Source organism: Bradyrhizobium sp. SRS-191, from assembly GCF_024586915.1.
Taxonomy (GTDB): domain Bacteria; phylum Pseudomonadota; class Alphaproteobacteria; order Rhizobiales; family Xanthobacteraceae; genus Bradyrhizobium.
The window spans coordinates 1-25,340 of record NZ_JANBVS010000024.1 but is presented as its reverse complement, the minus strand read 5'-3'; the positions used below and the strand labels follow the sequence as shown (position 1 = coordinate 25,340).

At 66.7% G+C, this 25,340-nt stretch carries 20 protein-coding genes; 6 read left to right on the top strand and 14 right to left on the bottom strand.

Annotation, left to right across the window (positions count from 1 at the left end; translation table 11 throughout):
* Positions 1–225: 225 nt before the first annotated feature.
* The 10 genes from NLR35_RS30260 to NLR35_RS30215 form a co-directional block, all read right to left on the bottom strand.
* Positions 226–2,862 carry an autotransporter domain-containing protein gene (locus NLR35_RS30260; protein ID WP_257170202.1) on the bottom strand — a complete coding sequence of 879 codons (2,637 nt, stop codon included), beginning with the start codon at positions 2,860–2,862 and terminating at the stop codon, positions 226–228.
* A gap of 215 nt (positions 2,863–3,077) precedes the next feature.
* A complete protein-coding gene (locus NLR35_RS30255; RefSeq protein ID WP_257170201.1) occupies positions 3,078–3,899 on the bottom strand; it encodes a TIGR04222 domain-containing membrane protein in 822 nt (273 codons plus the stop codon).
* 2 nt (positions 3,900–3,901) lie between these two features.
* Complete coding sequence (locus tag NLR35_RS30250; protein ID WP_257170200.1) at positions 3,902–4,480, bottom strand: hypothetical protein; 579 nt, start codon at positions 4,478–4,480, stop codon at positions 3,902–3,904.
* A gap of 64 nt (positions 4,481–4,544) precedes the next feature.
* The gene (locus tag NLR35_RS30245) at positions 4,545–5,624 is read right to left on the bottom strand and encodes a M48 family metallopeptidase (RefSeq protein ID WP_257170199.1); all 1,080 of its coding nucleotides are present in this window, start codon (positions 5,622–5,624) and stop codon (positions 4,545–4,547) included.
* Between the two features lie 39 nt (positions 5,625–5,663).
* Positions 5,664–6,080, bottom strand: a complete 417-nt coding sequence (locus NLR35_RS30240; protein WP_257170198.1) for a hypothetical protein — start codon at positions 6,078–6,080, stop codon at positions 5,664–5,666.
* Positions 6,081–6,124: 44 nt separating this feature from the next.
* On the bottom strand, positions 6,125–7,309 hold the full coding sequence (locus tag NLR35_RS30235; protein ID WP_257170197.1) for a VWA domain-containing protein: 1,185 nt from the start codon (positions 7,307–7,309) through the stop codon (positions 6,125–6,127).
* Entirely contained in the window at positions 7,306–9,687 is a 2,382-nt protein-coding gene (locus tag NLR35_RS30230; protein WP_257170196.1) for a DUF5682 family protein, read from the bottom strand. Before NLR35_RS30230 ends, NLR35_RS30235 begins: the two co-directional genes overlap by 4 nt.
* A gap of 1 nt (position 9,688) precedes the next feature.
* A complete protein-coding gene (locus tag NLR35_RS30225) occupies positions 9,689–10,792 on the bottom strand; it encodes an AAA family ATPase (RefSeq protein ID WP_257170195.1) in 1,104 nt (367 codons plus the stop codon).
* Positions 10,793–10,821: 29 nt separating this feature from the next.
* Positions 10,822–12,216 (bottom strand): DUF5691 domain-containing protein, encoded by a 1,395-nt coding sequence (locus NLR35_RS30220; RefSeq protein WP_257170194.1) that lies wholly within the window; start codon positions 12,214–12,216, stop codon positions 10,822–10,824.
* A gap of 2 nt (positions 12,217–12,218) precedes the next feature.
* Positions 12,219–13,646 (bottom strand): SWIM zinc finger family protein, encoded by a 1,428-nt coding sequence (locus NLR35_RS30215; protein ID WP_257170193.1) that lies wholly within the window; start codon positions 13,644–13,646, stop codon positions 12,219–12,221.
* An 840-nt stretch (positions 13,647–14,486) separates the two neighbouring features.
* On the opposite strand from NLR35_RS30215, the gene NLR35_RS30210 reads away from it, so the two are divergent.
* On the top strand, positions 14,487–14,810 hold the full coding sequence (locus NLR35_RS30210; RefSeq protein ID WP_257170192.1) for a hypothetical protein: 324 nt from the start codon (positions 14,487–14,489) through the stop codon (positions 14,808–14,810).
* Positions 14,811–14,890: 80 nt separating this feature from the next.
* On the opposite strand, the gene NLR35_RS30205 is transcribed toward NLR35_RS30210, so the two are convergent.
* Positions 14,891–16,450: a glycosyltransferase family 39 protein gene (locus NLR35_RS30205; RefSeq protein WP_257170191.1), complete on the bottom strand. Its 1,560-nt coding sequence runs from the start codon at positions 16,448–16,450 to the stop codon at positions 14,891–14,893.
* 577 nt (positions 16,451–17,027) lie between these two features.
* Here NLR35_RS30205 and NLR35_RS30200 point away from each other — a divergent pair.
* Both NLR35_RS30200 and NLR35_RS30195 read left to right on the top strand, forming a co-directional pair.
* Positions 17,028–17,699 carry a response regulator transcription factor gene (locus NLR35_RS30200; protein WP_257170190.1) on the top strand — a complete coding sequence of 224 codons (672 nt, stop codon included), beginning with the start codon at positions 17,028–17,030 and terminating at the stop codon, positions 17,697–17,699.
* Complete coding sequence (locus tag NLR35_RS30195; RefSeq protein WP_257170249.1) at positions 17,699–19,135, top strand: HAMP domain-containing sensor histidine kinase; 1,437 nt, start codon at positions 17,699–17,701, stop codon at positions 19,133–19,135. The genes NLR35_RS30200 and NLR35_RS30195 overlap by 1 nt, the downstream gene beginning before the upstream one ends.
* 31 nt (positions 19,136–19,166) lie before the next feature.
* Here NLR35_RS30195 and NLR35_RS30190 read toward each other — a convergent pair whose 3' ends face one another.
* Together NLR35_RS30190 and NLR35_RS30185 are read right to left on the bottom strand one after the other, a co-directional pair.
* On the bottom strand, positions 19,167–20,282 hold the full coding sequence (locus NLR35_RS30190) for a TAXI family TRAP transporter solute-binding subunit (protein ID WP_257170189.1): 1,116 nt from the start codon (positions 20,280–20,282) through the stop codon (positions 19,167–19,169).
* A gap of 273 nt (positions 20,283–20,555) precedes the next feature.
* Entirely contained in the window at positions 20,556–21,506 is a 951-nt protein-coding gene (locus tag NLR35_RS30185) for an aldo/keto reductase (protein WP_257170188.1), read from the bottom strand.
* 262 nt (positions 21,507–21,768) lie between these two features.
* On the opposite strand from NLR35_RS30185, the gene NLR35_RS30180 reads away from it, so the two are divergent.
* The 3 genes from NLR35_RS30180 to NLR35_RS30170 all read left to right on the top strand — a co-directional run bounded on the left by NLR35_RS30180 (position 21,769) and on the right by NLR35_RS30170 (position 24,479).
* Entirely contained in the window at positions 21,769–23,001 is a 1,233-nt protein-coding gene (locus NLR35_RS30180; protein ID WP_257170187.1) for an NF038122 family metalloprotease, read from the top strand.
* Positions 23,002–23,750: 749 nt separating this feature from the next.
* Entirely contained in the window at positions 23,751–24,191 is a 441-nt protein-coding gene (locus tag NLR35_RS30175) for a hypothetical protein (protein ID WP_257170186.1), read from the top strand.
* Between the two features lie 30 nt (positions 24,192–24,221).
* Positions 24,222–24,479, top strand: coding sequence for a hypothetical protein (locus NLR35_RS30170; protein WP_257170185.1), 258 nt, complete (start codon positions 24,222–24,224; stop codon positions 24,477–24,479).
* Positions 24,480–24,603: 124 nt separating this feature from the next.
* On the opposite strand, the gene NLR35_RS30165 is transcribed toward NLR35_RS30170, so the two are convergent.
* Positions 24,604–24,894 carry a CopG family ribbon-helix-helix protein gene (locus tag NLR35_RS30165; protein ID WP_257170184.1) on the bottom strand — a complete coding sequence of 97 codons (291 nt, stop codon included), beginning with the start codon at positions 24,892–24,894 and terminating at the stop codon, positions 24,604–24,606.
* Positions 24,895–25,340 lie beyond the last annotated feature (446 nt).

Sequence of the window (25,340 nt, the reverse complement as noted above, 5' to 3'; positions counted from 1 at the left end):
TGATGCATGGCGGACCATCTGCGCATCGTGGTCGGCTCGGAGCCTGAGCCGCTGACAGAGGCGCTGCGCGAGGTGCCGGCGCAGATAAGGCTGAGATTGTCTGGGCCAACAATACGACCGCGTCACCGACCTCCGCTCGACAGCCGCTCGATCAATACAGCGAGGCTGCCGGCTTGCGTCGGATCTGGCTGACCAATCTCGCGGGCAAGGTCCCGACCGACAGACTTACCAAGCGTACCGCACGACACCCTTGCCGGCGTAGGAACGTGTGACGTTCGAAAATTCACCCTCGAAGGTCGCGGCTGCAGCCCATCCGTTCGTCCACTTCAGCTCCGCGGAAGCCGTGGTCAGCGCGGATTCGCTGGCTTGCGCCGCGCCATTGACGACGAAGCTTGCTGCCGGCAGCGCCTGGAAGGTCGCTGCGACCGTGCGGTCTGGATTGAAGTCGTGCGCCCACGCCGCGCGGCCGCGCAGGGTCAGCACGGCGTCCTGCATGGCATAGGATTTGTCGCTGCGCAGGCCGATCTCGGTGCGCGTGTCGGTCGAGGTCCGGGCTGCATAAGCAAGCGCGAAGGCGTCGCTGCCGGAGACTGCGCGCTCAGTATAGCCCGGCAGATCCAGGGCGGTCACCTGGGCCGCAGCGTAAGGCGTGAAGCCGATGCCGCCGATCCACGGCGTGACCAAGCGGGTGCCTGCTTCGACACGGCCGGAATAGGCGTTGGCGTTGAACGCGGCGCTCAGATGGTCGGCACCGGCAGCGGTGACGATGCGGTCGGTCGTGACCGCCTGCCAGCCATAGGCGAGCGACGCCGCGACATAGGCCGGGCCTTGCGTATGACGCAGGTAGGCGCCGGCCTGGAACAGGTCTGAGCGACCCCAACCCTGGCCGGAGACGTTGAAGTTGGTGCCACCGCCCGCGAGCGCGAAGCCGGCCAGCGTGTTCGCAGACATCTGATAGTCGGCGCCGACGGCCGTGCCGTACAGGTTGCTCGTCGTGTTGGTCGAGCCGGCGGCTGCATTGCCGTCGGTGGTCTGAGAGCCGCCGAAGCCGGCTGCCCACATGCTCCAGCGCGAAGCGAACGGTGCCGCCGGCGCCTTGGTGACCATCGCGAACGCGTCGCCGCGCCGGCGTGCCGCATAGGCGCTGGCGCGATCGTCTTCCTCGACATAACCCGTCGCCGCGCCCCCAGCGCCCGTCGGGCCGCTGCGCTGCGGATCGGTCAGCAGGCCCATGAACTGCCCCATCGCGCCGAACGTCGTCTGCTGTGGCGAGGTGCCGAGCTGGCCGGCGGCCTGGGTCAGGCCGGCTGGCGTCAGCGACGCGTAGGCCGCTGAAATGCCGCCGGCGGTATTGAAGGCGGTTGTCAGTGCGTCACCGGCGGCGCGCTGATTGCCGTTCAGGCCGGCGATGCCGGCATAGCCCAGCGCGACGTTCAGATAGACGTTGTTGGCGTCATAGCTGAGCGACCTCGTCAGCGTCGTCGAGTTCGCGACGACGGTGGGTGCGAAGCTGCCGGAGACCCCGCCGCTCGCGGTGAGGATAGTGTAGGTCTTGGCGACATAGTTGCCCGGCGCGAAGGCGACGCTCACGGTTGCGCCGCCGAGCGTCGCGGTGCCGCTGACATTCGTCGCGGACGCGGTCGTGGGCGAGACCTGCACCAGGTAGATCGCACCGGATTGGAAGGCGAGATTGCCGGAGACGCTGATCGAGCTGCCGGCGGTGCCGTTGCCGGGCGCCAGCGTGCCGCCGCTTGCAACGGTCGTGCGGCCGATCGTGCCGGTGCCGCTGAGGCTGCCGCCCGTGTTCACGGTGAGGCCGCCGGCAGACGCGAAGTTGCCGTCGACGCGCAAGGTGCCGGCGTTGACGTTGACGGCGCCGGTGTAGGTGCTGGTGCCGGTCAATGTCCAGGTGGAGTCTCCGACCTTGTCGAAGGTGGAGAAGTCACGATACTGCGCGGCCGGTCCGAGCTGCGAGATGTCGAAGGTCGCGCTGCCGCTGCCGCCGAGTTGCAGCGTGTTGTTGAGGCTGCCGCCGACGAGGCCGTTGATGACGGATCCCGGCAGCAGCGTCAGCGTGTTGCCGGGGCCGAAGAAGCTGATCCCGCCGTTGATCGTGCCGGCGTTGACGATCGCGGAGCCGGAGGCGGAAATGCCATAGGCGCCGCCGCTGATCGTGCCGTCATTGTAGATCAGAGAGTTGCTGCCGAGGAAGACACCACCCCCTGAGCTGCTGCTGATCGTGCCCGAATTGAGAACTGCGAGGACACCGTTGCCTCCCCCGACACCCAGATTGGTCCCGGTGATGAGGCCGCCGGCGAGGTTCGTGACGGTGCCCGAGCCGAATGGACTGACAAAGCCCGCCGCGCCGGAGATGGTGCCGGCATTGACGACAATAAAGGATGAGTAGGCTTCGATCGCGTTGTTGTGTCCGGTGATGGTGGCGCCGGCTGCGTTCGAGATGGCGAGATCGTAGCCCTGGATACCTTGCCAGCCGATGCCGGTAATGGCGCCTGCATTGATGATGCTGCCGTCGTGGATGTTCAGCCCGGCGTCCGAGCCGGTCACCGTGGCTCCCGAGACGACACTGACGGTGACCCCTCTCTCGGCTCCGGTGCCGTAACCGAAGGTGCTGCCGCTCGTTCCAGGCGCGCCCGCGCCCTGGTTCGTCGTCGTGCCGGAGCAGGACGCGGTGACGTTGTCGGCGGCGGCCGGCGTACAGTCGGCATGGGCCGCACTGGTCCCGAGCGCCAGCACTGCAAGCCCGAGCGCCAGCGCCGAAACGCTGCTCTCATAAGGAAGCCGCCGGCGTTGCATGCTCGGTGCGCGCGAGGCACAGACATCCTGACTGAGTTGCAATCCCATCCTAATTCCCCTCACACCACGCAACGACAACGGTGTTCCCCCGAGGGAACCTATCATCTGAAACATGGCGCGAGAGGGGAAACGTTGGGAAACGATGAGAGATCGATCATATGTGGCCGACCTGCTACATCGGGTGTGATCTTTTTTGAATTTCTCTTTTTGGTAGCAATCGGCGCTGGCTTGCCCCCAAGGTGCGAGCACCGCCAGGCTGAGTATTAGCTGCAGCCGCCGCATCCGCCTCCGCCGCCACCTCCGCAACCGCCTCCGCCGCAACCACCGCCACTGCTGCTGAGCGCCTTGGATGTTGCGAGCACGGCGGCGTAGGCGGTGCCGGACAGCACGGCCGCGCCCGTCAGAGCGACTGCCAGCAGCAGTTCGTGCTCGCGCGGCGCGCGGGCTGCGCGCGCATGCCTCGCCTGATAGCTCCGCAGCACGTCGTTGCCGGCCTGCGTCCGCGTCGGAGTCCGGGCGAGCACGGCCGCGCCCAGCACCGTGGCGCCGATCAGGATCATCAGAAAGCCGACGTCGTGTTGCCGCCAAGCGCCGACGAGGACCTTGATGAGTCCGAACAGGACGAGCGCGCCGACGAACGGCAACACGGACTTGCGGAACGCCGTCATCTGGCTGTTGGTCGGTGCATAGCCCAGCGCCTCGAGGCGCGCCTGAATGCGGGCGGTGAGCGGCGCCAGCGCCTCCTGGAATTCCTGCCGTGTCATCTCCGGGCGGAGCGCAAGCTTCGGCGGACGGTTCAGCAGCGCTGCGAGCGGCGCCTGATCCGTCACCGTGATCTTGTGATCGCGCGCCGTGAACGTCGCTGCATTGTTTGCCGCGAAGCCGAGCAGAACGGTGTCGCCGAGGCGTGCTGTGCCGCCGGCCAGATAAGCCAGTTCGAGCTCGTTCAAGGGCGGCGGAGGCGTGGCCGCGGCCGGGCCGATCGTGCCGCGCAGAACGAAGCCCTTGAGAAACACGATGGCACCGAGAACGATGTAGACGAGTAGGAATGGGCCGGCCGTCCAGTCGAACGGATTGAGCGCCATAGTCATCTCCTGAATAGCCGCCGCAGCCATGCGCGGGGCCGCGGCAGGATGAACCAATGATTGCGGTCGGTGACGTGATAGCGCGGGCCGGCGAAACGGATGTGTGTCGCCGGCCACAGATCGGGGCTCGGTGGTCCGAAGAAGCGCTCGTGCAGCGCCAGCGTCTCGGCATATTGGCGGCGGTAGGTCATCTGTGCGTCCGGGCCGCCGGGCGTGGGATCGTGATGCAGCGGGGCGTGCAGCCGCTCGCCGCACCAGACGGTCCAATAGTCGCGCGAGTAGATCAGATGCTGGTGCCACACCTCATCGACCCCCTCGCTCGGCGTCACCGGAGTCGGAGACACCATCGCGAGAAAGCAGAAACGGCGATAGGCCTCGATCGCAGCGCGAGCCTCGTCGAGGCTCCAGCCATGGTCGCGGGCCAAACGTTGTGTGAAGTTGAACGGCGTAGCCGGCTCGAAATCATGCGCGGCGATGCGCCGCCATAATTCTTCTCGCGCAGGTGTCCAGTCCGGCTCGTCGGCCTGGACATCGACCTTGAGCTGCGCGCGCTGTACCGACGGGTCTCGGAGATCGTGCACGAAAACATTATAGCATGCCTTCGCGCTGAGTTCCACTGCGGGCACCCCCCGGAGCGACCCGATGTCACTCGCCGACCCGAAGCCACCTCTCGGCCGTCTTGCGCCATTCTGCGTCGAGTTTCGCTGCCAAGTCCCGTACCGCGTCTGGCGCTAGCAATTGCTCGATAGCCGGAGCCCCGATCGGATCGACAGCTGGGATTATGGCATAGCCGAGATTGGCGAGACTGGCTGCGAGCGGCGGGTGAGTTGTATCGGCGTCCTCCGGCTCCTCCGCCATGATCCCGGCGGCTGCGGCGCCAAGCTCATCAGGATCGCGAACTTCGGCGAGCAGCACCGATATCCTTTGCAGCGGGGAGGCCGGCAGGCTGATTGCGCCGAGCATCTCGGTTTGCAGCGGAGAGAACACCAGATCGCGCAGTCGCCGTGTAGCCCCGGCAATCAGAACCAGCGAGCGTGCCATCTCGGATCGCCCCATCAACTCGGCCGCGCGCCGGTCGGCGGCCAATTCGTTCAAACGTGAGAGAACGCGGAATTCCTGGCTGACCCATTCCAGGACGCCACGCAGCAGCAGCGCCGCGATGCGGCCGGTAACGGTGCGGTCCGGATCCGCGTACTGGAGAACGTTCTCACAGGCGCCGAGGAAGTCGAACAGATTGGCCGCCCCGCTGGTGTGCCGCAGCTCGGCATGGGCGACCTCGTGGGCGATGGTGGCACGGATCGCACGGTCGTCGAGGACCATCAGCAGCGGCAGGCCGACGGTCATCGTGACGTGCCGTCCGAAGAGCCCGGCAAAGCCGCGTACTTCGCTGATCGACGCGTTGAACTCCGCATCGAACCGTAGCGTACGCCTGCGTTTGACGAACGACGAGTCGAGCTCCTGCCAGCTACGCCAGAGGGCAGCCGCGGAGGCCTCGTCCAGGACATTGCTTTGCTCGCGTTGCGCCGGCACGAACAGGATCCCGAGCGCCAGCGCGACAGCGGCCGCCACCACGCAGAACATGACGGGGGCGGTGATCAGAGCGATCCGCGTATAGTCGTCCAGCAACATCAGCCAGGCGAACAGCAATCCGCTCGCCAGCGCGACCAGCGGCAGCACCGCGTAACGACCGAGCTGCAGGATGGAAGTCAGAACGAGACGCTTCATCGCTGCTTCGCGCTGCCGGACCCGTTGATATCCTGCACCTCACTTTTCCCTCTCGATGTCCGTGATCCGAAAGTCGCCCTGGGCGCGGAGCAGTCGCACGACGGTGGCGGAAAGCTCGTCGTCGGCCAGCATCTTGTTGCGGCCGAAAAGCCTGTCGCGCAAGCTGCGACGTTCAGTGATGGCGATGACCCAGTGAAAATACTTGTCCGGCTTCGGGGCGCCGCTGGCGAACTCCGGTTCGCCGCTCGCGCCGAGCATGTAGGACATCGACCCGCTCTGCGTGTAGGCATACCAGCCCCAGTCTTCAGCCGCCGTGTCGGTCGTGTCGTAGTCCGAGGCCTGGAGTTCGGAGCACAGCCACGCCAGGACGGCCTGTCCCGGAATCGGGTTGATCGGATTGGCCGGCTCGGTGGCAGGATCGAAACGGTCCGTCGTGAAATGGATCACATGCGCCATGTTGTCCCTCTCACCTGTTTCCCGTCAGTGCCCGGTACATCGAACTAATCACCACCATCCTCCGGCCGCACCAGCTTGATGTCCTGCGCGGCCGCCCAGGACCAGATGTCCTGGCGCTTCAGCGCGGTGGCCATCAGTTCGGGAAACTGGTGCGGGGTGCAGGCGAACACCGGGCAGCCGAGCGAGGCGAGGATGGCGGCATGCCTGGCGTCGTAGGCGGGGCGGCCGTCGTCATTGAGCGCGAGCAGCACGATCAGGTTCACGCCGGAGGAGACCAGCGCTTTGGCGCGCGCCAGCATCTGCTCGGCGATGCCGCCCTCGATCAGGTCACTGATCAGCACCATGTGCGTGCGCGACGGCTCGGCGACCTGGCGCTCGCAATAGGCCAGCGCCTGGTTGATGTCGGTGCCGCCGCCGAGCTGCACCGAGAACAGCACCTCGACGGGATCGGCGAGCTCCTCGGTGAGGTCGATGATGCTGGTGTCGAACACCACGAGCTTCATCGCGATCGCCGGGATCGAGGCCAGCACCGCGGCGAAGATCGAGGAGTAGACCACGGAGGTGCCCATCGAGCCCGACTGGTCGACGCAGAGGATGACCTCCTCCAGGTTGGTCCGCCGCGCCGCGCGGGCATGGCCGACCAGCGTCTCCGGCACGATGGTGCGATGCTCGGCCTGCCAGTGGCGCAGGTTCTTTCCGATGGTGCGCGGCCAGTCGATGTCACCAGCGCGCGGCCGCCGTGTGCGGCGGCGGCGATCGACCGCGCCGCGGATGGTCTCGGTGGTGCGGGCGTCGAGCTTCTCCATCAGCTCATTCACGACCTTCGCCACCACCTCGCGCGCCGTCGCCTTGGTCTTTTCCGGCATCACCGCGCGCAGCGCCATCAAGTCGGCGACGAGATGCACGTCGGCCTCCAGCGCCGCGAGAAATTCCGGCTGCAGCAGCATCTCCTTGAGCCCGAGCCGCTCGAAAGCATCCTTCTGGATGACCTGCACGACGGGCGCGGGAAAGAACTCCCTGATGTCGCCGAGCCAGCTCGCCACCCGCGGCGCCGAGCCGCCGAGCCCGCCACGGCGTCCGCCGCCGCGCTTGCCGCCTGAGCCGGCATCATAGAGCCCGGCCAGCGCCGCATCGAGCCTTCGGTCGCGATCGGACAGTCCCGCCTGATCATCGCCGCCGAGCACGAGGCGCCAGCGGCGATTACGCTCGGCGTCAGCATCATCGCTCATCGCAGGGCATCCTTCATCGGCCGGTCCGCGCCCAGGATGGTCAGCAGCAAGGGCAGGGCGGCCTCGAAATCCGCGGTGCCGGCAGGCAGGGGCGTGAGCGGCTGCAACGGCGCGGCCTCGGTCATCGTAGCCACAGCCAGCGGGCGCTGTCTCGCGAGTTCATCGAGCAAACGCCGTCGCTCGTTGCGATCGAAGCTCGAAAAGGCGCGGCGCATCACCGGCAAGAGATTGTTGAACGCCTCGCCGTCGATCGCCGCGAGCCAGCCGTCGATGATTCGGCGTAGCGCGTGATCGTGCAGCAGCACCTGGCCGCTCTGACCGAGAAACCCGTCGAGCCAGTCGCCGGCCTGCAATGTCGGCACGCTGTGCGAGAGTGCGCGCGACAAGGCGAGCGCCGTCTGCTCCGGCGAGATCACGCCGTGATCGTAGAGGGCGCGGCTCGCCAGCCCCTTCAGCAACGGATGCGCCGACGCGTCGTTGGCGACCGACGCCAGCGCGCGCCGCCAACCCTCGCGCAGGCCGGAATCGTCAATGAGCCCGATCGCAACGTCGAGCCGCGCCAGCCTGCTGCGCAGCTCGGCCGCGACATCGGCCTGTAGATTGCGGCAGGCATAGACGAGGCCCGCACAGATCGCCTCGACCAGGCTGATCACCAGCAGGCGCAGCGCCTCGGTCGGCAGCTCGCGCGCCGTGCCATAGCGCAGGATCTCAGCGAGCGGCGGCACCGCCTCGGTGAGATCGCCGACGTCGCTGGTCGCCGCCGAGCGTTGCTGCAGCAGCGCGATCGTCGTTTCGGCGGCCTCGCTCAGGCCGGCTTCGAGACAGCCGCGCACGATGCCGGCGACCGTGTTCAGCGACGTCGCCGCCTGCGCGTTGGTGACCGCGGCATTGCCGGCGGCCTGCGCGACAGTCGTTCCGTGGACCAGGGCCTCGACCAGGCGCACTGAGAATTCAGGCTCCCAGCGCAGCCGCCAGTTCTCGCGAAATGTACCGCGGCTCTGTCCGGAGCCCTGCAGCCGTCCCCATGGCACCTGGATCAATGCAAGGCGATGCAGCAGTTGCGACTTGGCGAGGCCTGCCTCGCTGCGCAGGTCGAGCGCGATGTCGCTGTCGAGCGCCTCGGGTTTGAGCTTCAGCTTGCGCTGCCAGCGCGCGAGATCCGCGGCGAGCGGCATCTGCGGCACGCTGTCGTCGATCTCGCCGACACGTTGCCCGATGATGAGCTGCTGCTCGATCAGCCGGAACCGGGCGGTCTCACCTTCGCACAGCGTGGCAAGGCTCGCCTCGCGCATCTCCGCCAGTCCCGGCAGCGCCACGTCGCGCAACGCGGCGAGTGTGATCGCCAGCCGGGACGCCTCGATGACGGACGCCGTCGATGCCGGCCGGCCGTTCCGCCTCAGCAGCTCCGCCACTCGCGCCTGCCAGCGGGTCGTAAAACCAGCGGCGTCGAGCGTGGCGGCGTCCTTATGCTCCAGTCCGTGCCAGAGATGCGCGTACCAGCCGGGAGAGATCACGCCGGCGCCATAGCCTGAGGACGCCGCGAGCCGCGTCTCGGTCCACGGCACCCAGGTCGCGGTCACCTTGACCTGCGGCAGTCCCTTCAGCAGCGCGCGATCATCCTTCAGCGCGACCTTCTTGCGCAGCGCCGGCACGTGCCAGGCGCCGCAGACCACGGCAACAGGGCCGTCCTGCGCGCCCAGCGCGGCGGCGATTTCCAGGCGCATATGGGCCTCGCGGCGCAGCTCGCGCTGCGCTTCGTGCGCGGGCTGATAGGGCAGGGGATCGATCTTTTCGCGCAGAGCGCCGATCGCCGCTTCCAGCGCGGCAAAGATCTCCGGTCCGTGCGTGCCCTGCTCGACGAGCGCATTCCACCAAGCCTCACTGTCGTCATAGCCGGCCAGCGTCGAGAGATAGGCCAGGGGATCGCGCCGGATCCGAGCGAGCTCCGGATCGATCGCCTCAGGCTGATCCGGCGCGGCTGCGCCGGAGTCCTCCGGCGAGGCCTCGCCCTCGTCATCCGCTTGCTTGGCCGCTTTGGCCCGTTCGGCGAGCCGATGCGACGCCGGCAGATCGATGAAGCGGACCGGGCGTTGCTTCGCCAGCGCCCAGCGGATCGCCTGCCATTCCGGCGAGAACACCGCGAACGGAAAGAAGCTCGCATTGGCCGCGTCATCCAGCGCGTGCACCAGCAGCGCGATCGGCGGCATCATCGCTGAAGACGCGGCGAAACTGATCAGTTCGTCGGCATCCGGCGGCCCTTCGATCAGTACGACCGCGGGATCGGCGGCATCGAGCGCCGCGAGCACGGCGCGCGCCGAGCCCGGCCCGTGATGCCGGATGCCGAGCAGATGCAGGCGATCTGGCTGCGCTGACGCCATGTCACATCACGTCGCGGATGGCGCCGTAGAGATCGGCCCACGGCTTGCGCTCGCGTACGACGGTCTCGAGATATTCCTGCAGCACGACCTTGTCCTGCACCGGGTCCTTGACGATCGCGCCGACCAGGTTGGCCGCCATGCTCTGCGCATCGATCACGCCGGAGCCGAAATGGCCGGCCTCGGCCCAGGCGCCGATGGTCACCGCGATCGCCTCCGCCGTCGACAGCGAACCGGAGGGTGATTTCAGCTTCAGCCGGCCGTCGAGCGTCTGGCCGTCGCGCAGCTCGCGGAACACCGTGACGATGCGCATGATCTCCTGATCTGCGGGCGCGATTGTCGGCAGCTCCAGGCCGCCCCCGATCTCGCCGACGCGCTTGGTCACGATCCTCACCTCTTCGTCGAGATCGGCCGGGAGCGGCAGCACCACGACGTTGAAGCGCCGCTTCAGCGCCGACGACAATTCGTTGACGCCTTTGTCGCGCGCATTGGCGGTGGCGATCATGTTGAAGCCGCGCGTGGCGTGAATGGAGTCGTTGATCTCCGGGATCGGCATCAGTTTCTCCGACAGCACCGTGATCAGCGTGTCCTGTACGTCCGAGGGCATGCGGGTCAGCTCCTCGAAGCGCACGATCCGCCCGGCCTCCATCGCCCGCATCAGCGGCGTCGCCACCATCGCCTCGCGCGACGGGCCCTTCGCCAGCAGCAGCGCGTAGTTCCAGCCATAGCGGATCTGGTTCTCGTCGGTGCCGGCCGTGCATTGCACGATCATCTCCGACGAGCCGGAGATCGCGGCGGCCAGGTGCTCGGAGACCCACGACTTGGCCGTGCCGGGCACGCCGAGGATGAGCAGCGCGCGATCGGTCGCGAGCGTCGCCACCGCGGTCTCGATCAGCCGGCGGCTGCCGATATATTTCGGCGAGATCTCGACGCCGGACTTGGTGCGGCCTCCCATCAGATAGGTGACCACGGCCTGTGGCGACAGCCGCCACTGCGTCGGCCGAGGCCTGACATCCTCCTGCGCCAGCGCCTCGAGCTCATGGGCATGGAGCGCCTCGGCGGAGCGGCGCAGTTGGGCGTCTTTTGGGCTCGCATCGGCGGTGGTCATGGGCGTACTCCCGGCGTCATGTGGCGCGCTCACGCAGGCAGCGCGAGAACGAGATCGGTGAAGTCCTTCGCTGCCCGGCTCGTCAAGAGCGGCAACGCAGCGAGCGAGGCGGTGAACGCGGGGATCGCACCTGATGGCATCAGCGCGGCCATCAGCACCAGCCGGCCGTCGTCCTTCTGTGCCGAAGGCGTGGTCGCCTCAGTGAGCTCCTGCACAGCCTTTCGCCACGCTGCCGATGAGATCACACGTTCGGCGATCGCGGGCGCGAGCGGTTGGCGGGCCTTCGCGGCAAGTGACATCAGGGTGTATCCGTTGAGCTGCTCGCCGGCGCCAAGGCGCGCGCCGATGATGCGCATGACCGTGTCGTCGTCGCCCTCGGCTGCGGCGGCATCCATCAGCAGCATCAGCACACGGTGCTCGGAAGGCGGCAGCGCCGCGATCAGCATGTCAGGCGGGGCCCCGACCGTATTGGCGAGCGCGGAGAGCTGCAGGCCGCCGAACAGCCGCTCGCGCAGCGCTTCGGTCTCCTGCCATTTCAGCCCGTCGCTGGGCAGCTTGAAGGTCAGCGTCGATGCCGGGCCGAGGCCGATCTTGGCCAGCAAGGAGCCCGCGCGCGTGAAGCATTGCGCGGCTTCCGTGAGGCGTGTTCCGCGCTGGGCACGTTCGTCGATCCGCGTCAGCAATTGAGCCGCGAGCTGCTTGACGCTGTCGGCGCGATCGGTGCCGAGGCTTTCCAGGAACGGTCTGTCCGCCTCGCCCAGGCCGACCACCAGCGCATCGAGCAGCGCTGCGCGCACCGGCGCGGGTTCACTCTTCCAGACGGTCTCGATCAGCGCGCGGCCTTCGGCAGGATTGTCCCGGCGGATTCCGGCGATGAAGGATCGGCGTTGGGCTCGTGGGAAGGTCGTCCAGTTCTCGGCGCTGATGCGCTCGAAGAACAGGCCTTTCGCCGCGTCCTCATCGGAATCGGAGGCGATCAGCGCCAGAAAGGCGCGCTCGGCGAGACCTTGATCGCTCGCTTCGGCTTTGAGGTGAGCTGCAAAGTCCGGCAGGTCGAATGGATGCAATCGACATCCGCTGGCGTTGATACGTCGCAGCGCCAGCGGCAGGACGTTCGACGCGAGCGACTTCTCGACGTTGCGCGCCAGTGCCTTCAATATTCGCCGCGCCGGCTCCGGCAGAATCGGCCGCGCGTCCTCATGCAGCCGCCGCGCGGCCTCCGGAACGGCATCGGCGACCGGCGCCGGCGCGCCGCCAAATCGCTGCCATTGAGCGGAGAGCGCGAGCAGCGGCAGCGCCGGCTCGCGCTCTCGCGGCAGCAGCTCGGCGAGCGCCGGCGGAACAGTCAGCGGTTGTCGAGCGAGGCCGAGCAGGAAGGACTGGCGCAGCCGCGCATGTGTCTGCGGATCGATCGGACTCGCCATCCTCAATCCTCGTGATGCCAGCGGCCGAGCGGCGTGTCCGCGGCGAGCACCTGCGCGGTGCGGCCGTCCCACAGACACAGCAAGGAGATGTGGTCGAGACCGAGCAGCGGCACCAGCTGATCGATCTGGCTGCGCTCGACGGCGATCGCCGCTCCGCCGGCGTCGGTGATCACGAGCGTGCCTTTGCCGGCGGTGCGTAGCGCAACGTCCGACAGCAGCAGCGGCCAATGCTCCAGCCACGGCAACGCCGCGAGCTTCGCGGCGTAGTCCTGCAGCGCCGGCGCGAGGCCCGGCAGCGGTCGCGGCCACGCCGCGGCGGCGCCGGTCTTGCGGCTCGCCAGCAGCCCGCGGAGCGGCGCGGCCGACGGATAGAACACGATCTCGCCGCCGATGACCTCGCCGGGCGCGAATGGAAAGCCGGCGCCGCCGCCCGACACCGGCACGAAGTCGATCAGCACCGCGGTGCGTGGCTGGCTGAGATCGTGACTTGCATTGACGAGCCAGGTCTCCAGACGTCGCAGCTTGTCAGGTTGCACCTCCGACCGATTGGCCGCGACGATCCAGACGCTGGTGGCGCGCGGCGCAGCGGTGTCGGCCAGCAGCTCCTCGCGGCGTACCGACCAGCCGACCGCGCGCCTGACATCCTCGCGCAATGGCGCGGGCAGGCGGTCCTGGTGCCGATAGGCCGAGGCGATCAAGGTCATCGCGCCCAGCCGTTCGATCGCGAGATCGGCGCGGCGCTCGTCGCCGACGCGAAACAGCTCGGTGCCGAGCGCATCGAGCCGCCCGGCCAGGCCGCCGGCCTTGGCATCGACGAGACGCGTCGAGAGCGTGCGCCCGGCTGCCGCCGCGCGCGTGGCGAAATCGGCAAGGCCCTGATTGAGCTGATCGGCGATCCAGCGGTCGAGCTCGTCGAGGCCGGCCAGGATCGCGGCCTCGCGCTCGGCCTTGATGCGCTCCCGCTGCGCCTCGGCGCGCGCGGCCGCCTTCGGATCGGCCGTGGTCGTCGTCGCAGCTTCGGCCAGCGCCGCATCGAGCGAGGGCGCTGCGGCTGCCCCGTCGCCTTCGGTCTTTGGCCTGCCGGGCCGGCCGCCGCTGCCGCGCCGCCGCGCGCTCCAATCCTCGACCCATTGTGGCGGGCTCGCGGTTTCGAACCGCTCCGGCTTGTCGACGCGCAGCCAGAGCACGGCGAGCACGTGCTTGCAGGGAAACTTGCGGCTCGGGCAGCTGCATTTGTAGCCGCCGCCGTCGGCGGCCGTGACGACCCGATACGGCGTCGCGCCGGAACCCTGGCACTCGCCCCACAGCGTGTCGGCATCGGAGCTGGCGGCCAGCACCGGCCAACTGGTGGGCTTCACCAGCTTCAGCGCTGCGGCAAGCGAGGCTTGGTCGGGGGCCAGCCCCTCGATCCGTTCGCGTGTCAGAGACACTCACTCTCCCAACCGGTCGATCGCAATTGTGCTCTCCCTAGCAGATGGCAGGAGAGCCGCACAATAATTCGGGCGTGATGCTCTGCGGTTCGCCTCGCCGCGACGTTGCAACGATGAATGAGAGAATCTGGTGGCAGCGCTGCGCGCAAGTGGCCGACGATGGACGGCGGCCGTGTCCGGCTTGCCATGACGTCCGACGCGACTTGTCCCATCCATCGCCGGGAAAACGGCCCGCATGTGACGGAACAGATATCTCGCCGCGAACGGCACGCGGCGTGCCCGAAGCGATGTCATCCGGGCGAGGCGTAGCCTTGGCATCGACGCACGCGATGTAATGCTGCGGTAAGGCCGAGCCGCCAATATCCTGAGGTCTTTGCGGTCGATTGCGCACCAATTCGCAATCAATTGCGTCTATCGGCATTGAGAGCTCGCCGATCCGCAATGTGTGTGGTTCGACCGGAAAGACATTGGAGCAGCGTTGCAGAGCTGAAGTCCGATCTCTCCTGGTCGGCTCCGTCCCGACTGCAGCGCCTTCCATCATGAGCTGGTGCCGTATGGCTTCGAACGTCGTCGGACTCCAGCGAGCAGGTCGTCCGGGATGTGACCCCAGCCCCATGCTCCCGGGCGACCTGCAATGATGGCGCTGCAGTGCGTTTCATCCTGTCGTCACCGCATCGCCTGGCGTGTTCCCGTTCGCGACGGCGGCCTCTGGCGCTGTCGACATCGCCGATCTCTGGCGATCGGAAAGTCTGCGAGACAGCGCATGTCCCGCGTAATGATGCGGTAAGCGCCAGCCATGAGTCTCCTCCACACATCGCTCAGCGAGTGAAGGAGAATGGAATGAAACGACTTGGCGCGCTTGTGATTGCGGCATCGCTCATCGCGAGTATGACGGCGATGCCGGCCCATGCCGGTGACCGCGGAGCGGCGGTCGCAGCCGGTGTCGTCGGTGGGCTGGCGATCGGAGCTCTGATCGGATCCGCCGCGACGAGCCGTGCCGCTCCCACCTATGTGTACAGCTATGATGACTACCCGCCGCCCCGCGTCGTTCATCGCCGTCACCGCGTCTACGATTATGACGTCGGCTATGGCGGCGGTTATGATCACGGCTACATGTCCGGCTACCACGACGGCTACTCAGACGGAGCGTGGGACGCCTACTGAGACCGACGCCTGAACATCGTGAAAGGTCCCGCCGGTGCGGGACCTTTCTTTTTTATGGGCTTGGCGATCTGCAGCCTCCCTCAGCGGGTGACCAGGAAGGCGACCACCTCGCGCGTCCGCCCCGGCCGGCCGAACAGGCGCGATTGCACGGTGAACGCGTGCCGGGTCGAGTTGCTTCCGGCAGCGGCGGTCGCCTCGGCGGCCTTGATGCAATCCTGCTGGTCTTCGAAGCACAGGAGGGCCCAGCCTTCGGTGCCGTTGATGTTCGCGTCGGTATCATGCAGGTGGCGCTGCGCGGTCGCGAGCAGGCCGTAATGCGGATGATCCGGGCTGTAGAACGCGGTCGCCAGCGCAAGGCTTTCGGTGCCGCTGACATGCTCGAGCGGCCTTCCCGTCTGCGCGCGCCAAAGGCGGGTCGCCTCCTCCGCGGCCTGCCGATAGAACGTACGGCCCTCTTCATAGCCGGAGCTGTTGCGGTAGTATGCGTGCAGCGGAGCGCCGATCGTGACGGCGGCGAGGGCAATTCCGGCGGTCATCACCGCCATGTTGACGGTGTGGAAGCGCTTGATCTCGTAACTTGCGCCGCCGACGATCACCACCACGAACAGGAACAATCCCTGCAGCGCCCACAGCGAGGGCAGGTCCGTCCCCATCACCACCGCATTGATCACGGGCAGGGCGACCGTGCCGATCGCGACGTAGAACAGAAGCCGCAGGCCATCGTCCAGCGCGGCCATCTCCGCGCCGATGCGTTTGATCCGGCGGCCGGCCACCAGGATCCAGGTCACGGCCGGGACGGCCATCGCCGCCACCAGGCCGAGCACAAAGAACAGTGAATCCCGCAACGAAGTCGAGATGTCCGACCTCGCATGGGTCATCGCGTGATGAATGGGGGCTGCATCGTTGGTGGCGAGCCAGTCCAGATGCATCCACAACGCGGCCACCCCCACGGCCCCCGAAATCCAGGGGGATGCCGAGCCGTAATAGGCTCGGCGCTGCGGATGGGCCAGTGCGGCGAGCGCGAAGCTGAGCAGCAGGAAGATCGAATAATACTTGCCGAGCAGGGTCATCGCGGCCGCTGCGCCGGTCGCGACCGACCAGAGCAGGTTGCGCGTTTCGAACGCGCGCAGAAAGCAGTAGGTGGCCAGCGGCCAGGTCGCCAGCTGCACCGAGTTCGCGTTGAAGCGCTGCGCATGAAACTGATAGGCGGGCGTCAGCATCAGCAGCAGCAGCACGATGACCCGCTTGTCGCCGGTCATGAAGCGCCGCGACACCAGGTCGACGAACCACAGCGCCACGGCCGCGTTGGTCATGGCCATCAGGTGAAGCGACCAGTCCGCCACAGGAAATAGCGTGGTCCAGACGCCGGCGATCCAGCCCATCAATGGCGGATGCTTGGCGTAGCCCCAGTCGAAATCCCGTCCGAAGGTCCAGGTCTCCAGCACATCCGGGTGCAGCCCGGCGCCGCAATAGGCGATCGACAGATAGGCCGTCCACACCGCCACGAAGATGGCCAGCAGCAGCGGCACGGCCCAGCCGGCCTCGATGGCGTCCAGCCAGCACAGCAGCGGCCGGCGCCACGTCGCCGGATTCCGGTCCGACCGCTCGGCGGCCGCGGAGAAAGACAGATCGTAGAACATTCCGGATTGCATCAATGACGGTGCGTCGGATGCGGTGGTCGCCGGGGCGCTGCCGGAGCTCGGCGGCCGACGTGCAGCCGCGCCTGAGCGTCTCTGCAGAGCCGAGACCCGAGCCGCGACGATCGTCGCGCCGCCGCCACAGATGGAATCGGAGCTGGCTGCCGCGCCGTGCAGTCGATCATGCGTCCGGCTTCATGAGAAGGAATCCTTGGGAGCTTGCTTGTTTGTTCAAGTCTTGCCGGAGACGATTACGACAGACTGACGTCAAGCTCTAGCGCGATCTAACAGCGGAGCGTCACCTCCGGCCGTTGTCCTCACGTCATACGATTGCAAGGCCTCCGGCGCACAAGCCAACCGTGTTCGCGTCGTCGAAGATGCGGTGAAAACCATCGCCGCAGTGTCGGCTCGCCGCCCACGAGGCGTGTAAAAAAAGATCCGCGCCGGGCGAGGTCCGTGAAAAAACGCTATTATCTCAGGAGCTTGAAAGAATGGTAGATGAATGCTGGCGACGTAATCCTATTGTAATCCGTCCGTAATGATAGAAGACCTCGGCTTGCCTATCATGCAGGAGAATAGTGTGCGCGTACTGGTCGTTGAGGATGATCCGCAGCTCGGGATCTGGCTGCGGGATACGCTCGCGACGGCCTTCGGCTCATCCGACGTCGTCACGACGCTGGACGAGGGACGCGCAGCGATTGCCGTGCGCAATTTCGAGCTCGTCGTGATCGATCGCGGCCTGCCCGATGGCGACGGGCTTGCGCTGTTGCCGGACCTGCGGCAGCAGAAGCCGAGCCCGGCGACCGTCGTGCTGACGGCGCTCGACGATCCCGCCGATATCGCGCGCGCGCTCGACGAGGGCGCCGACGACTATGTCGCCAAGCCGTTCGAGCCGATCGAGCTGGTCGCGCGGGCGCGCGCGGTGCTGCGCCGCCTGTCGCTCGATCGCGGCGCGATGGTCTCGATCGCCAATCTGACCTACGACATCGTCAACCGCGCGGTCACCGTCGATCAGGCGCCCATCGTCGTGCCGCGTCGCGAGCTGGCGATCCTCGAGGCGCTGGTCCGCCGCAGCGGCCGCGTCGTCCTGCGCGAAACGCTGGAATCGGCGGCCTACGGCTTCGAGGACGAGATCCAGTCGAATGCGATCGAGGCGCATGTGTCGCGGCTGCGCCGCCGTTTGCGCGAGGCCAATTGCAAGGCCACCATCAAGCCGGTGCGCGGCCTCGGCTATCTCATGAGCGGCGAGTGATGCAGGTCAGGTGGCAGAAGCTCGCGCGCATCCGGCGCTCCATCACGCTGCTGTCGGCGACGCTGATCGGCATCGTCAGCACGATCATGCTGATCTGCGCCGCCGCCCTGCTGATCCGGTTCGGCGGTGACGATGACGGCACCTGGGGCGCCGCCGATGTCGCCGATGCCTTGAAGGAGGCGGTGGCGCGCGACGCCGGCGGCAAATTGCTGGTCAAGCAGACGGGCCGCCTCGACAAGATCATCCAGGACTTTCCGACCTTCTGGTACGTCGTCTCCGACAAGAGCGGCGAGGTCAGCTATGGGCCGATCCCGAAATGGCGGCCGCACAAGAACCCGTCGACGCAGGACGGCACCAGCTTCCTGGCCTATGCCATCGACGGCGAGACCCGCAACCTCAAGCGCATGACCGCGGTTCGCAATACACCGGTCGGCGAGGTCTGGATCGAGACCGGCGGCGTGGCCTACACGTCGACCCAGCTGATGCTGGGCACGTTGACCGATGCGACGATCGTCGCGCTTCCGATCATTCTCGTCCTGTTGGCGACCGTGGTTGCGGCGCTCGTCTTCATGCCGGCGCTGATCGCCCGCCCGGTTCGCGCAGTGGCGAGGGCGGCCGAGCTGATCGACGGGGTGCCTGACGGCCGCCGCCTGCCCGAGCAGGATGCCCCGGCCGAGCTGCTGCCGCTGGTCACCGCGTTCAATCGCGCTCTGTCGCGCATCGATCATGCCGCGGAAGCGCAGCGCAACTTCCTCTCCAACGCGGCGCATGAGCTGCGGACGCCGCTGACCAACGCGCGCACGATGCTGGAGACGATCGAGGATCCCGGCCTGCGCACGCGGCTCGTGGCCGAGAACCAGAAGCTATCGTCGATCGTCACCATGCTGCTGCAGCTCGCCCGCATCTCGCTGGAGCCGGTGGAGCTGGCCGAGATCGATCTCGTCGCGCTGGCGCGGCGCGTGACCGCGGAGCATGTGCCGATGGCGCTGAAGGCGGAGCTAGAGATCGGTTTTGTTGCGCCCGAGACGCCGGTCTGGATCCAAGGCTCGGAGCCCGCGATCGCGGTGGCGCTCTCGAACCTGATCAGGAATGCGGTCACGCATGCCGGCACCGGCGGTCCGATCCTCGTCGACGTCAACCCCGCCGCGCAGCTGAGCGTGATCGATTCGGGCCCCGGACTGGACTCTGATCAGCCCGAGCGCCTGCTGCAGCCGTTCGAGCGCGGACATACGCGCGGCGACGGCATGGGGCTCGGGCTTTCGATCGTGTCGCAGGTCATGGCCACCCATCAGGGCCGCGTCGCGCTGCGCGAGACGCCGGGCGGCGGCACCACCGTCGAGCTGAGCTTTGCGCGCGCGGCGGCGCAGCCGTCGAGCGCATCGGCGGCAGGCGAGGCCGCCTTGCCGCTCCGGCGCCGCTCCATTGTGAAGGCCTAGTTGCCGCGGCGTGCCGCTTCGATGCGCAGCCTCAGCGCGCGTCCTTGGTTCGTTGCCATTTCAGGAAGTCGCTATACAGCTTCGCCGCTTCGTCCGACGACATCCGAGCCTGCGCCTTGCGCTCGTCGAGAAACTTGCGGAACTCGGCCGGGTTGCCGTCCGAGGCCGGCGACTGCACCGCGCGGGCGCCGTCGAGCCAGTCCTGCGCCGCCTTGAAGCGGATCATGCCCTGCACCGGCGCGGACAGCACCGTGTCGCGCCATTTCGGATGCCGCGGCGGCGACTGCAGCACCTGGATCTTGCCGAACAGCGCATCGACGAAGCGCGCCGTGCGCCGATAGCGGTCGCTGTTCTCCGGCCAGTTATAAACCATCAGCACGGTGGACGCCGCGACCGCGTCGACCTTGGTGCCCGGCGGCACCAGGTTCGGATATTCCTCCGACGAGAACGACGTCGGCAGATAGATGTCCTGCAGCGAACGGTCATACGGAACCGGCAACAGATGCAGCCGGCCGCCCTCGTTCTTGATGCCCTTGATGATCGGCGCGTCCTTCGACACCGACGCGATCCAGGCATCGCCCTGGCCGTCGATCAGCTTCTGCAGGCCGCCGGTCGGGTCCGTCACGGAGTCGATGTCGGCGCGGATGCCCAGGCGGCGGAAGATGGTGTGCGCGGCGGGCAGGCCGATCGAGCGCTCGGCGAACACGCGCTTGCCGTTGAGATCTTCGAGCGAGCGGATCTCGCGCCGCGCGATGATGTGGACGTCGTTGTGGAACAGCTTGGCGATGTAGCGGACGCGCTGGGCGATGTCCGGGATGTTATATTCCGTCTTGACGAATTCCAGCGCGTCGGTGGCGACGAAGCCCATATCGATGTTCTTCAACATGATGATGTCGACGAGGTTCTGCGCCGAGCCCTTGCCGAGAATCGGCAGCACGCGGAGATTCTCGCCGTCGTCGAGCACCGCGGCCATGTCCGAGCCCATCACCGACATCGGCCCGCCGATCGGCGCGGTGATGACCGTGACGGTGCCTGAGTTCAGCGAGTCGCGGTCCGGCAGATTGCCCACAGCGGCCGCGCCGGCCGCCGGACGCGGCTGCTGCTGCGCCTCAGCGCTGCCGCCGAATGCCGCAGCCGCCGCCAGCATGATTGTCGAAACGAGTGCGCAAAGACGAACACGCGCCACACCTGCCCCCAACGCTTCCCTTGAGCTCTTCTAATTTGGCAGTGCACTTAACGTTTCGATCCGGGCCGAATTTTGGCCGCTGCGAGGCGACGCCTAAGATGCTACCGATCACGCTGCAAATTAGTCCAACCAGCCCCACGCCTGTGCTGGAATTGCGTCGTGCGGAAGATCTGCGCGAGCACGGCGCGATGCGTCAACGCGTCGCGCCGTGCTTTGAATGAACGGACTAACAACTCAAGCGCTTGCGGCGTCGAGCCGCGCAACCTGATCGGGCGTCAGCACCAGCTGCGTCGCTGCGACCAAGGTATCGACATGCTCCGGCTTGGTCGCGCTCGCGATCGGCGCCGTCACCGAGGGCTTGGCGAGCAGCCAGGCCAACGCGACGGAGGCCTGCTGGGCGCCGGTCTCCTTCGCCACCTCGTCCAGCGCGGCGAGGATGCGCATGCCGCGCTCGTTCATGTATTTCGGAATGCCGCGCTGTCCCCGCGGACTCTTGCCGTAGTCGGCCTCCGAGCGGTACTTGCCGGTGAGGAAGCCGGCGGCGAGCGAGAAGAAGGTGATGACACCGACCTGGTTCTGCTCGCACACGCGCTGCAGCGCGCCTTCATACACCGATCGTTCGGCGAGACTGTAGTCCGGCTGCAGGCTCTCATAGCGCGGCAGGTTGTTGGCCTTGGAGATGTCGAGCGCGGCCTGCAGCCGCTCGGCCGAGAAGTTCGAGGCGCCGATGACGCGCACCTTGCCGGCCTTGATCAGTCTGTCATAGGCCGCCAGCGTTTCCTCCTGCGGCGTCGTCTCGTCGTCCTTGTGCGACTGATAGAGATCGATCACATCGGTCTGCAGCCGGCGCAGGCTGTCCTCGACCGCGCGCGCGATGTAGTCGGCCTTCAGCCCGACCTTCCCATCGCCCATGTCCATGCCGACCTTGGTGGCCAGGATGATGCGGTCGCGGTTGCCGCGCTGCTTCATCCATTTGCCGATGATGGTCTCGGACTCGCCGCCGGTGTGGCCGGGCACCCAGCGCGAATAGACGTCGGCCGTGTCGAGGAAGCTCAGCCCGGCGTCCAGGACCTTGTCGAGCAGGCGAAATGACGCCGCTTCGTCCACGGTCCAGCCGAACACGTTACAGCCGAAGCAGAGGGGCGGGACGTTGAGGCCGGAACGGCCGAGCGGACGGTGTTTCATGAAGGTCTCTCGATTGGAGGGAGCTGAGTATTTGTATGGCGAATGCCTGCGGCAGATTGCCTCCATTCGCCTGGTGTGACCAGCGCGGCGGGAGCATGGCGGGGCCGCCATGCCGCAGCCAAACCATGGCGCAGTCTGCCCCGAAGAGGTTCCGACGACGTCAGACTTTGCACTCAGTTGCCGATGATGGTCCGCCCATTGCGAGCGCTTCGCAGATGAGGATGCGAGGCCCGGGGGGTGCGAGGTTGAAGGAGTCCGTCCAATGAACACGCTGACCTATGACCAGCTCGGACTGAGCTCCGACGCCTTGATGCCGGACACGGCTGCTGCGAAGAACACGCCGACCACGACGGCTGCTGCCGCGACTCCGTTCGTGCTGCCGCCTGGTGCGGTCTCGGCTCCGGTCGTGCATGCCGACGGCTCGGAGACCGTCTCGGTCCACACCGGAGGCCTCACCTTCAATTTGAACTTCGATGCCGCCGCGGCAGCCGCGCCTGAAAGCTTCCGCGCCGGCGTGGAGCAGGCCGCGGCGATCCTGTCCTCGGCCATCACCGACAAGGCCACGGTCAATCTCGCGATCGACTTCGCCGGCACCGGCGGCGGCGCCGGCGCCAATGTCAGCAACGGCGTGCTCGCCAACTACACGCAGCTCCGCACCGATCTGCAGGATCACGCCGCGGCCGGCGACACCGTGTTCGACAACCTGCCGACCACGCGGGCGGTGCAGGGCCATTCGCAGGTGTTCGTGGCCAATGCACAGGCCAAGGTGCTTGGCCTGATCGATCCGAACAACACCACCACGGAGGACGGCTTCGCCGTCTTCAACACCGACATCCCCAACCAGTCGCTGGTCGGCGTCGCGCTGCACGAGCTGTCGCATGCGCTGGGCCGGGTGCCATCGCCGGGCAATCTCGACATCTTCGACCTGTTCGACTTCACCAAGCCCGGCCAGCATCTGATCAACAACAACATCGCCGCCGGCCCTCCGGCCTATTTCTCGCTCGACGGCGGCGTCACCAAGATCGCCGATTACGGCCAGATGTCGGACCCGGCCGACTTCCTCAACACCGGCATCCAGGGCGCCCGCGATCCGCTGAACGAGTTCTACAATCCCACCACGTCGCAGACGCTGTCGCCGATCGACCTCGTGGTGCTGGAGACGCTCGGCTACAACATCAAGACGCCGGATACCCAGGCGCTGCTCGCGCAGCTGCCGCACGCCGCCGGCGTCGCCGCGCCGCTGCAGACGCCCGCGCAGGCCGCCGCGATCGCGTCCGCTGTCGCCGCGGAGACCGCCGCCAGCCTGACCAAGCTCGGCGACGCCGCCGGCGCCGCACAGGTGCTTGCAAATGCGCAGGCCGATGCGGCCGCGGCCAACGGCACCGATGCCGGACCGGCCCACGACCATACCGCAGCCTACGCCGGCTATTCCGCCGAGCCGCATCATGATCCGATGATGCTCGCGATGCATCTGCACGCCATCAGCGCGAACTAAGCCGAGGGGTGGACGGCAGACGATCGATAGCCGGGAACAGGGCAATCGCATCAGCCGATTCGAACGATGATCCCGGCTGTTTCAACGTCGTCATGGCCGTGCCTGCCGCGGCCATCCACGTCCCGCTCGCCTGAATGAAAATCGATGCCAGACGATCGGGCGGATCCGAGACGCGGCCCGCTCACGATCGATCGCCGTCCATGTGCCGCGGCAGGTCAGGATCGCTCGCGACCGCGCTGTCGTTCCAACTGGCGCAAATAGCTCAGGCCGCAGACGGTCAGTCGGCCGGGATCGTGCACGCCCTGTTCGGCCATCCCACGCATGTGTCGCGCCAGCGCACGCCGCATTCCCTGGTCCAGATCGTGTCTGGCCACGCGGCGATAGATCTGCATCGCTCGAGAGAGCGGTTTTGCGAGTTCGATCCGAGGCATCGAAGTCAACGACAGCCGGCTGCGATCGTTCCGGACACCGGCTCATCGGAGCCAATTGATGCGCCGCCGATTGCTCACGCATCGACAATGCGGATGGTCTGCGCGTTCCGCTCCTGCCGATAGACCATGACGCGTACCGGCTTGATGAGCTTGACTTCGTTTTGCGTCCCCAAGCCGAGATGCCTCCGCGGCGAAAGCACCAGGTCTGGATGCGTCGCCTGTTGCACGGTTCACGGGAACTCGCATATCTTTTGATAGCACGAATACGGCGATGACCACTCGGGGACGAGGCGACCGTCGGGCGCTGGGGGACGATTCATGGGGATGAACTTCGCTTTGCGTGCGGCGGCGGCCGCCGCCGTCATGGCGCTGCTCGGTGGATGTGCGGCGTCGCCGGAGGGCCTGAACTCGCGCGACGTTGCCGACAGCAGAAGCTTTTCCGAAAGCTACGAGGAGATCTACCGCCGCCTGATGGACGCCGGCAAAAGCTGTAATCCGCCCGTCCAGGTCTTTGGCAATCCGGGCAACCCGGGCGGGGGACAGATCGAAGCCGAAGGCGAGCTGCACCGCGACCGCGGCTTCGCGGAGTTTCGCCTGGTCGCAGGCAGCTATGGCATCCGGATGAACTACTTCGTCGCGGCGCGCATCGAAAAGTCCGGCTCTGGATCGCGCGTGACCATCAAGGTCAGCAACCCCATGGGAGCCGGCCCCCTCAGCAGCCGCATCTACCGCTGGGCCAGCGGGGATTCGAGCTGCTAGCTTGGATCATTCTCGGCCATCTACGAAAGCATGTCGGAGATCGAAGCGATGTTGAGTGATGACGAGCTTGCTGAAATTCGCCTGCGACTGCGGCAAGCGACTCCCGGCCCATGGACGTCGTTCATCGAAAACCCGGCCACTTTCGTCGGCTCCAGCTTCATAAGAACTGCCGCGACGGACATCCATCTGACGGGAGCGACGGCGGAGGACCAGGAATTCAACTCGCATGCCCGAACGGACATCGAACGGCTGATTGACGAGGTGGAACGCTTGCGACGGATGTCTTGAGCAACCAAGAGGCGGAAGCTGGCGGGGCTTTGCGGGAGTTCTGTCCTGACCTCTGGATGGCACGTGTTCAAAAGGACTCTGGCCAACGACGAGTTCGGCGATCGCCTCCGGAGACCAGGTCGGGTCATGGCCGCTTGGAGCTACCCTTGAGCGCGTTCCCAGGCACCGGCTTTTCGGTTGGACTTCCCCAGGACGCAAGCCAATCCCTGACGTCGTCGTGGGGGATACCTTCACTCCAATTGAGCGACGAGATGGCTTGCTGGATGCCCTCTGCCTGCGACTCATAAACTTCAAGCGAGTCGTTGATCAGTTCAGCCGCGACTGCGTCGAGGCTCCGACCGGTGTGCTCGGCCAACCGTTCCAGGCGCTCATTCACGTTGGCATCGACCTGCACGGTTAAGGTCGTCGACGTCATGAACCTGTCCTTCAACCTGTCATCCGTCCACCGCGTGCTCAAGCATATGGTTGGACTCCGAGCGACGTCATCACCGGCGATGTCCTTCATTGTTACGGGCGGTGCTCGCCGTCATGCCCGACGGGCAATTCTCGCATCGCTCTCATGCACCACCTGCCCGTCGAGCCAGTTTGTCGCATGCAGCGCGCCTTGCATCGTCGGGCAAATCAGATCGATGCTCTCGGCCATCCCGTTCGCGATGAAGAGGGACGTTTCGGCCGATCGTCACGGAGCGTAGCAAGCGGGGAGCGGTGGACGTGTCGGGCTTGGGGCTTTCGCGCAAGCGGGCCGGCGAATGAGCCTGGGACGTACGGTCAAGTCGCGTGGTCCTGGCCTCCCGAGGCTGAGGTCAAGCTGGCTGATGATGCGGAAGACGCGTCTTGTCGGCGATGGGGGCAACAAGCCGG